Annotated in this window: 3 protein-coding genes; all 3 read right to left on the reverse strand. The window is 55.4% G+C overall.

Features of this window, described 5'->3' with window-relative positions; all coding sequences use genetic code 11:
- The coding region (locus QZL66_RS00575) for a SpaA isopeptide-forming pilin-related protein (protein WP_293601735.1) at window positions 1-6963 on the reverse strand (6963 nt) is incomplete at its 3' end.
- Window positions 6964-7508: 545 nt separating this feature from the next.
- Window positions 7509-8489, reverse strand: coding sequence for a YwqG family protein (locus QZL66_RS00580; protein WP_022409828.1), 981 nt, complete (start codon window positions 8487-8489; stop codon window positions 7509-7511).
- A 15-nt stretch (window positions 8490-8504) separates the two neighbouring features.
- Window positions 8505-9452 carry a lysylphosphatidylglycerol synthase domain-containing protein gene (locus tag QZL66_RS00585; RefSeq protein ID WP_022409829.1) on the reverse strand — a complete coding sequence of 316 codons (948 nt, stop codon included), beginning with the start codon at window positions 9450-9452 and terminating at the stop codon, window positions 8505-8507.
- Window positions 9453-9588: the final 136 nt, after the last annotated feature.

The following is a 9588-nucleotide window of genomic DNA, read 5'->3' on the forward strand; positions in this document are numbered from 1 at the left end:
GCCCACCTTGACGATGGACACGCTGGAAGCGTCATCACGCACGGTCAAGCCGGCATCCTCTGTTTCCACGCTGGCGGTGCCAGTTGTGGTGACCTTGCCGTCTGTGATGGTGAATCGGAAGTCAGTGATGCAGGTGAATCCATCCGGTGCGGTCTTCTCGTGGAGGATATACTCACCGTCCGGCAGATCATACAGTTCCACTGCCTTGTCGCCGGATGTCCATGTGATGGTCTTTGCATCGCCGTGAGAAATGGTTCCTGTCTTTGCGGTCACGCCGGACAGGTCGCCATTGCTACCTGCATAGGTCAGCGTCATTTCTGCGCCGGAGATCTCCTCCGTGCCGCCCACTGCCTTCTTGCTGAAGTAGATGGTATTCTTGGCGCTGTCCTTCATGGTGATGTCGTTGCCGCTGATCTCGTAGCCCTCCGGTGTGGTGACTGCGCCAACCTTGCCGTTCTTAATGGTGAAGTTCAGCTTGGTGACAACCTCGTAGCCCTCCGGTGCAGCCACTTCCTCCATGGTATACTCGCCGTTCGGCAGACCGGTAATGGCGGTCTTGGCATCGCCGGACTCAAATTGCAGGGTGCTGTCGGTCTTGTCCAGCAGATTGCCGTCAACAGTTACCAGATCGGAGATCCACTTGCCGTCGTTCTTGGTGATGGTGATCTTTGCGCCCGGCAGCTCCTCGCTGTTGGCGATGTCCACCTTGTTGACGGTGAGCTGTGCACGGTTGATGACGGTGAGGCCGTCCTCTGTCAGAGCGAAGTTATCGCCGGAGATGGCGTTGCCCTTGGCATCGGTGGTCACGAAATAGCCCTCATCGCTGACTTCGAAAGTGATGGAAACAGGTGCAAATCCATCCATGTTCTCGGTCAGGGTGTACTTGCCGGCAGCCAGTCCGTCCTCCAGAACCTCGGCAGCTGTGCCGGAAGTCCATGTCTTGGGATCGCCGTTTTCGCCGGTCAGGGTCATCCGGCAGCCTGCCATTGCATTGCCGGCAACGTCTACCTTGGCAATGGTGAGCTTCACCTTAGACTCGTTGGCATCGGTGATAGATTTCTGTCCCGGCACGCCGGTTTCCAGAATCACCTTTTCGTCTCCGCCGGAATAGGTTGCCAGATAGGTCTTGCCGTCGATGACGGTGGTCGTGTTGTTGCGAACGATTGCGCCCTCGTCATTCAGCTCAAAGACGTAGTAGACGATGGGCTTGCCTGTGCTGTCCTCTGCGGTCAGATTCTCGAAGGTCGTGCTGTTTCCAACTGCGAGGTTGATCTTCTGTGCGTCGATGGTCTTGCCGTCCTTATCGGTTGCCTTGGCAAAGCCAGTCTGCACGCCGTTCTCGTCGTAGACTGCCGTGTAGAGTCCCACGGTGATCTCATGATCGGTGGTGGGCACGCCGTCAATGGTGGCGGTCTTGGTCACGGTGATCTTGGTCGGGTTCTCGGTGGAGTTGGTGATGACGCCGTTTGCAGAAGCTGCATCCCTGGTCAGGGTGATCTCCTGTCCGCCGCAGCCGTCATAGGCAACATAGAACGTCTTGTCCACGGTCGTGGTGGGATCCTTGACATCGGGAACAATGCTCATGGTGAACGAACCGCCTGCGTCAATGCGCTGGGTGCCGTTCATCTCAAAGACGTAGTAGGTTCCTGCTGCCAGCTGGTCAAAGGTGACCTCTCCGCCGGCGGTCACGGTCTTGGATGCGCCAACCTGTGTATAACCGTTTGCATCCTTGGTGAACAGTCCCACAGTGAAGCTGGGGCTGCCGGTGATATCGCCTGCACTGAGCACCTTGGAAACGGTGATGCTGTAGTTGATGGTTTCGGTATTGGTGATAGTTGCCTTACCGCCTGCCTGTACGGCTGCGGATACGGCAGAGGTGTAGTGAATGCCGTTGTCCGACGTGTAGGTGGTGAAATCGGTATCTGCCAGAACGCCGTTTGCATTGGTTTCCAGCACGTAGAAGTCCACGCCCTTGGGCACGTCGGTGAAGGTCAGCGTCTGGCTGCCTGCCTCGGTGAAGGTCAGCGCCTGTACCGGCACTGCCTCATAGCGGACGTAGTCCTCTCCGCTCTTGGTGAAGAGTGCGAAGTAGAAGGTGTCGCCGGTCACGGAATCGCCCTCTGCTGCCAGTGTCTTGGTCAGGGTGATCTCGCCCACGTTCTTGGTATTCTTTACCGTCACGGTCTGCGCCTCAGCGGCACTCAGCGGAATGGTGTTATCTGTATAATCTGCGGTGTAATTCTGAATCTTGCTGCCCTTGGCATCGGTTTCCAGCAGGTAGATGTTATCGCTCTGATTCAGACCGGCTGCCTTCTGGATGGAAGCCAGATCGATGTCCTTCATGGTGACAGATGCCTTGGTCTGTCCTGCCGGAACGGTCACGGAAACCACATCGCTCAGGCGCTTGCCGTAATTGGCATCGGCGAACAGTGCGAAATAGAAGGTGGCATCCTGTGTCTCTGCGGCGGTCAGTTCCTTGTTGACGGTCACATCAATGGTGGTGTCCGGTGTCTGTACCCAAACGCCGACCTTTGCCGGCTCTGCCACCATGACAGTGTCGCCCAGAACCTTCCGGTTCTGATAAGCGTAGGCAAAGCTGTTCCATGCGATGTTCTCCTCGCCGGTCTTTGCCACGTAGCTGGGAACGGTTGCGGTAAAGGTCACAATGACCTCATCGTTAGGTTCTACCACTACGCCGGTCAGACGGAGGCGGAAGTTCACTGCGCCGTCTTTGTTCTGTGTCCAGCTCATGGCGTCGTTCTGTCCCAGCCAGTCCTTGGAGTACTCGTTCAGCGTTGCAGTCTTGTTGGTGGAGTAAGTGACATCGTAGGAAACGGCACTTCCGTTGACGGTAACCGACTGGATATCGCCCATGGTCACGCCAAAGGCAGAGTTTCTGTCATAGCCGGAAACCAGACCCAGGTCGCCCACATAGGGCAGACGGTCGATGATGGTCATGTTCTCCACGTCTACCGGAGAGTTGTTCTTGACGTGCAGGGTGTACTGCACCTGCTCGCCCTGCATGCCCTGTACATAGTTGTGTGTGGGGTTGCGGCTCTCGCCGGTATCAGTCTTGGGGTCAGTATGGGGTGTGCCGTTGTGTCCCTGATTGGTATAGGTGATGGTCTTCCACGATTCGGTGGTCAGACCAACAATGTTATAGTTGGCATAGTTCCAGATCTGGGTGCCCTTTTCCTCACCGGCAACCACACTGTCTGCGGGATAAGTCTTGTTTGTGGAGGCGTAGCCCGTGTTGGTGATAACGCCCTCCTTTTCCTGACCAGCCTTGACAACGGTTGCAAACTGCACCACAATGGCGTAGTTGGGTTCCAGCTTGCCGCCGCTGATGCCTGTACCGGTCGCACCGGACAGATCCCATACCACGGAGCTGCCGGATGCGGCGGGATTGATCGCCGTACCGGAGCCGGTCACCAGTCCGGTGGATGCGTCAGTTGCAAACTTGCCGTCTGCATCCAGCTTGACGACAAAGTACTTTGCGGGGAAGCTGCTGCTGTCGTACTGGTAGCTGCCGGGCAGGTTATCCGTCAGCGTCACGCCGGAAAGACTCAGCTTGCCCAGCTCATCGCCGTTCAGCGTTGCCTTGCCGTCTGTGGTCTCGCCCTTGCCATTATAAAGTACAGCCTGCCAGATCAAGGTGTCGCCGGCGGTGATATAGCCGTTCTCCACCTTCTGCACGTCGGCACTGGTGTAATCTGTGCCAGCATAGGAGGCTGCTGCCAGTTTTGCAAAGCCCGGCGCCGGTGTGATCTTCTTCAGAGTCACAGTCGCTTCGGCGTTGGGTGCCTTATCCTTGACCACGCTGCCGTTGTCCGTTGCCACCACACGGGTTACCGTATTGGTGAGTGCGGTGCTCTTGTCTGCGGTCTGGGACAGTTCTTCTGCCTTTGCCGCAGTGAGTACGGTCTGGTACGTGATCTTGACGGAGCTGCTTCCGCCGTTCAGGGAGGAGTCAGAGGTGAAGGCGATGGTCAGTTCATTGCCATCCAGCTTCGAAGCCTCTGCGTCCAGTCTTCCGCCAGTGATGGAAATTGCCTTGGACAGGTCAGAATCCGCCAGCGTCATGCCGTCCGGCAGAACGTCCGTCAGGGTGAACACATTGCCATAGTAGTTGGTGGCATCCTGAGAATCCGGACTGAGGGTAATGGTGTTGGTGAACTTCTGGGATTCCAGCTGTTCCTGCGTCAGATCGGAGATCTCCAGGGATGCCGGAGAAACGCTCTTTGCGGTATTGAAGCTGAAATCATAGGGAACCTTGACGGATGTGGACGCATACGAACCAGTGGTTGCGCCCCACATACCGCTCTCCTTGTTCCATGCGCTCAAAGGATAGAACGCCACATAGTTGCGGTAGTAATTCGAGCCAGCGCCAGCCATGCTCATACTGTTCATTTCCGTCGTGTACTCGAACTCAATGTACTGTCCCGGCTCCAGCGTCAGCTTGTCTGCCGGAATCAGATAGCCCCAAGTTGCATTCGGGCTGGCGTCATTTCTCCAGTAGTACTGGCTCAGGTCATTCGAACCGGTATACGTACCAGTGCAGTCAACGATCTTACCCGAAGTCTCGCCATCTGCGGAGGTCTGGCGGTACCAGCCGTCCGCAAGCTTAACGCCCTTGACAGTCGCACCGGTCAGGTTGGTGAAGCGTGCACGGAATGTCGCTTTCTTTCCGGCGGAGAAGCCCTGGAAACCGGGCTTCACATTGTCCGCTGTATCCACCAGCGTTTCGCCGGTCTTTGCGTCAATGATCCACTTCTCTGCCTGATAGTCGCCGGTGGTGTCCCGATTGGTTTCCACCTTGGGGGACTCAGCGGTCTTGCCGTTGTAACCGCAGGAGGCGGTATTGGCAATGGTATCCGTTGTGCCGGTCTTGACAGTACCAGTGATGGTCACGGTGATGATCTCGCCCTGTGCCAGATCCCATGTGCCGTCATTGGTCACCTCATTGCCTGCTACCGAAACGCCTACGGTCTTGCCTGTGCTGCTGACAGCGGAGGCAGTGACGTTCTCCAGCGCATCCGGCACGTTGTCCAGGAATGTTGCGCCGGAAACGGCAAGCTGGCCGTCATTGACGACCTCAACGGTATAGGTCAGGGTGTCCCCTGCCTGATAAGCGCTCTTATCTGCCGACTTCTTCACGGTGACATGTGCAGACGGAGTTTCCGGCTGGATCGTCACGGTGTTTGTCTTTTTGCCGTCCACCGTTGCTGTGTTGGCAAAGCTGCCGGAGGCGGTGTCGGGGAGTGTGCCGGTGATGGTGATGGTCACGGTCTTGCCTGCCGGAACGTCCACTGCCGACGGCATTGCTGCCACGGTCTGTCCGTCTACGGCATAGGTGACATTGGTCAGCGGAAGTCCGCTGATGTCATCGGTGACCGGAACACCTGCGGCATCCCGGATGCCGGAGTTGTTGACAGAGATGGTGTAAGTCACGGTCTGTCCGGCAATGCCGGTGTAGTACTTCTGTCCCAGATTGCCGCCCTCATAGCTGACCAGACCGTTCTTGGTGGCGGTGATGACTGCCTCGTCCTTTTTCACGGTGATGGAATCCTTGGCGTTGGACTTGCCGTCCGTCACCTCGTTGGTCAGTGTGGTGTTGTCGTCCGCATCCACGGTGCAGACAACCTTTGCTGTCACGGTCTTGCCGCCGGCAACATCCCGGAAAGTCACCGAGTTGCCGGAAACCGTGCCGCCGTCCTCAGAGGTGATGCTGGTGATGGTCATGCCTGCCGGAACTGCATCGGTCAGCGTCACGTCCCCTGCGGCATCGCCGGTATTGGTGGCGGAGATGGTAAAGGCCACGCTGTCGCCCTTGACGTAATACGCCTGCTTGTTGTCAGCGCTCTTGCCCAGCCGGAACGATGCCGGCTTCGGTGCGGTGACATCCAGCGAAACGTCGTTGCCGCCGATGGGCTGGAAGTCATTGGAGCCGTAGGGCTTTCCGCTCACTGCCAGCGTATTCTTTACTGTACCGTTGTCCTTGCCCAGTGTCACGGTGCTGCTGTTCAGCGGGAGTGCCACGTTCAGACGAACGGCACCCATTTCCGCATTGGGGTTCTTGCTGCCAATCTCGAAAGAGATGTCCGCAGCTGTGCCGCCTGCTGCCGCACTGACTTTGAGTGTGCCCTCTTTAATGGTATACCCTGCATTGGCAGCGGCTGCCTTGACGGCGTTTTCAATGCCGCTCTGCGCACCGCCTGCAAAAGTAAGACCTGTCAGACTGATGGTGTCCTGAAACCGCAGCGTTTCCACCCACTCCACGCCGGTTTTCTTGGTGGAGTTGTTGGATGCCGCACTCAGGGTGTAGTTCACCGTTGTGCCGGCAGTGATTTCGCTGCTGTTCAGCTGGGTCTTATCCTCCGACTTCGAGGCGTTCCACATCATCTCTGCCTTGGCGGTAATGGTGTTGCTGATGCTCTTTCCGTTGTCCGGACGCACCAGCTTGACCTCGGTCTTCTCTCCATTGGGCGTTTTGCCTGCCTGATACTTTGCCTGAAGCCGTATCACTTTGGTATCGCCGTTCTGGATGGAGAATTCGACATAGCGGTTTACGATGTTACCGCTCGCATCCTTTTCCACGTGCAGGGTGTAGCCGTTGTACACCGAGCCGTCTGTGAAGCCGTTTCCGGCAAAGTTCGGCAGAAGCAGATTCGAATCCGTAATGTAGATTTGATAAGTATCCACTTCGCCGGTCTGATTGACGTTGTTTCCGGAGATAGTCGCCATCAGATAGAACATGGCGCCGGACTCAGCTTCGTCAATCGGCTGGAATTTGTTGTCCCTGAACTCAACGCTTGCATTGGTCAGAACCAGCGGGTTTTGATAGGTGCTGGTGCTGTCTGCCGATGCAAAGATGACGGATGGCAAGCACGCAATCAATACCATCGCTGCCAAGAAAACGCTGATCAGTCTTACACGAAATGACTTCGTTTCTTTTGCATTCATGAAGAAATCCCTCCGTTATTCTTTTTGATTTTTCCGGCCGGACGGGCATCCGCCCTCGTGCAGTTTCTCCGCCGGAAAGCAGCTCTGTCTGCCGTATCTCCGCACAATGTGCTTGCATCGCATTTGCACACATTGCGATACGGTTTTTTTCGGCGTTGCGCCGCCGATTTCAACAGAGCGGCAGCGGCTTCCCTATTCTTCGACAGGGAACCACTGCGTTCCTTTTCATTATACAAGAAGCATTTTGAAATGTCAATGGAGGCGGGGGGATGCAAAAAAAATATACACTTTTAAAACGATTTCACCCCATTTTTCAAGACATTCTCCCTTCCGGGTTCGCAATTTATCCACAAATAAAGCGGCATAAAAATAGCAGCGTCGCCGAGGATACGCTGCCTTTGAAATCCGTATTTCATTTTCCAAAAAACCTCTTGACATTTCGGTGCAAATGGCATATAATAAAAGAGAAGAGGGCATACCAGTAGACGGTCTGCTCCCAAGTGTTAGGTTAAGAAATAACCGTCCAAGTTCGCAGCTCGGGGCGGTTATTTCCGTTTGCTATGGAAAATATCGCAGATCAACGCAACGATTGTCACGATGAGGATGCTGTACTGAATCAAGTCTGACCAAGTTACATATTCCATCACAACCACTCCCTTTCCGGGAGCGTGGATTCGACCAGCCCGTCGCCCAAACACTTCGCTGAAATCGCAGTTTCTGAGGGCTTCGCTGTGGATGAAGAAGTTACAGATGCCGCTGTCGCCCCACATGATCTCGTGGCTGTCGTCGATGGTTCCGCTGTCGATCTGGAGGAGCAGCGTGTCGAAGCGGTCGGCATTTTCCATGCAGTCTCTGGGGTCGCTCTGCGTGAAGGCGGGGAATCCGCCGATCTTGTGCCCCCAGCCGCTGTTCTTTATGAATTGTTTGCAGGCTGGCTCCTCTATGTCCCAGGGGTTGATGTCAAGATCGTACAGACTTTGGATGGGTTCCTCCGGAGAGAGCTGGTTGAACTTCTCTGCGAATACGTTTTCGAACCGGTAGTCATTGAAAGACAGGCTTTCTGCGGCTTTTACCGGTTTCAGGGCAACCTCCTTTTCCACCGGAAAGAACGACTCGTCTTCCGGAAAGGGCAGCGTTTTTTCCAGCACCTCTGCCTCGGTTACCGTGGGGTCCACGCTCTCGTGGTAGAGGATGCGGAAGCCATTCTGGACAGTGGGGTGGTCGAAATCTGCGCCGGACAGGTCGTCATCATAGATCCAGAATTGCAGCAGCCCCTTAGCAGGGAAGTCTTTCAGCGGGATTTTCCCGCATTCGATCTGTGCCAGAAGCCGCAGCTGCTGGTTTTTGGCATTGACAGGAATGGCGCCGTCGTGGGGAACATAGCCCGTTCCGCCGAATTTGCTCTCAAAGATCGACGGTGCGTGGGACAGGTCTAGTTCCAGCTGGACATATTCCTGTTGTTCCTGAAGCAGTTCATGGATGACCTGAATGGAAAATTCCAATTGCTTTTCTTGAGATAGATTCATGTTAGATTCCTTTCTTTATGACGTTGCTTTTTGCGTATGCTTGAACCGCCACTCCAGCAGCAGCCCGATGAGAAAGGCGAGAACATCGCCGAATGTGGAGATGATGCGCATGATGACAGCGTAGAGGACAATGGTTTCCGTTCCCAGAAAGCTGCCGCACATCAGTGTCATGACCGCCTCCCGAATGCCGATGCCGCCGGGAGCGCCGGGGGTGATGAAGCCGATGATCCACGAGAAGAGGTAAGTGCCCAGGAACAGCCCCAGCTGTTCCGCCGGAACGTCGCACAGCAGAACCGCCGGAATGGCATACATGGCGGTGGAAATCAGATTTTGCGCCACATAGAGCAGGAATACCAGCAGAATCTGCGGGACGGCCTTTTGGCTGAGCAGTTTGCGGTACTTGGCAAAATAGCGCTTCAGCGGTTCCCGAAATTTCCAGTGCAGCAGCAAAAACGCCAGAATCAGCACGGCAACCCCTGCTGCGAGGATGATCAGGAAATTCCGCTGGTACATCCGGAAGAGCTGGAGCATGTCCTTTCGCATGAGCACCAGCGCCAGCAGAAACGGCGTAATCAGACAGAATACAATGTCGAGCAGCGTGGAGCAGGCGACATCCACATGGCTGATCTGGAGATCTGCTGCCAGCTGGTTGCGCCCCACGTATTGAAAGACATTTCCGGGCACGTATTTCATCAGATTGGAACGGGTGTACACCGGCAGCGCATCCCGCATGGGGATTTTGGCGCCGGAGAGGATACGGATGAACAGCAGCCACGGCAGCGTCATGAAGAGAATGACACCGGTTTGGATCAGCGTGCAGATGCCAATGGTGCCGATGGCTCTGCCGTTGGCAAATGCCGACCAGTCCACGTCCATGGTGACAAGTTTTTTCACCACAAAGACCAGCGCCAGAAGCGTGATGACAGAGCCGATCAGCTTGTAATATTTTTTGAGAAAACGCATAGTAGCTCCTTGAAAGATGATTTTTTCCTATTGTAACATGTTTTTGGAAAAAAGTCAACGAAAGCCACTTGACATTTCGGCGTAAATGGCATATAATAAAAGAGAAGAGGGCATACCAGTAGACGGTCTGCTCCCA

Source organism: Ruminococcus sp. CAG:330 (assembly GCF_000437175.1).
Lineage (GTDB): Bacteria > Bacillota > Clostridia > Oscillospirales > Ruminococcaceae > Ruminococcus_C.

What these genes read in the sequence shown, in the direction of transcription:
- QZL66_RS00580 (WP_022409828.1), bottom strand. Translation starts at nt 8,489, where the DNA reads ATGAATCTATCTCAAGAAAAGCAATTGGAATTTTCCATTCAGGTCATC.
- QZL66_RS00585 (WP_022409829.1), bottom strand. Translation starts at nt 9,452, where the DNA reads ATGCGTTTTCTCAAAAAATATTACAAGCTGATCGGCTCTGTCATCACG.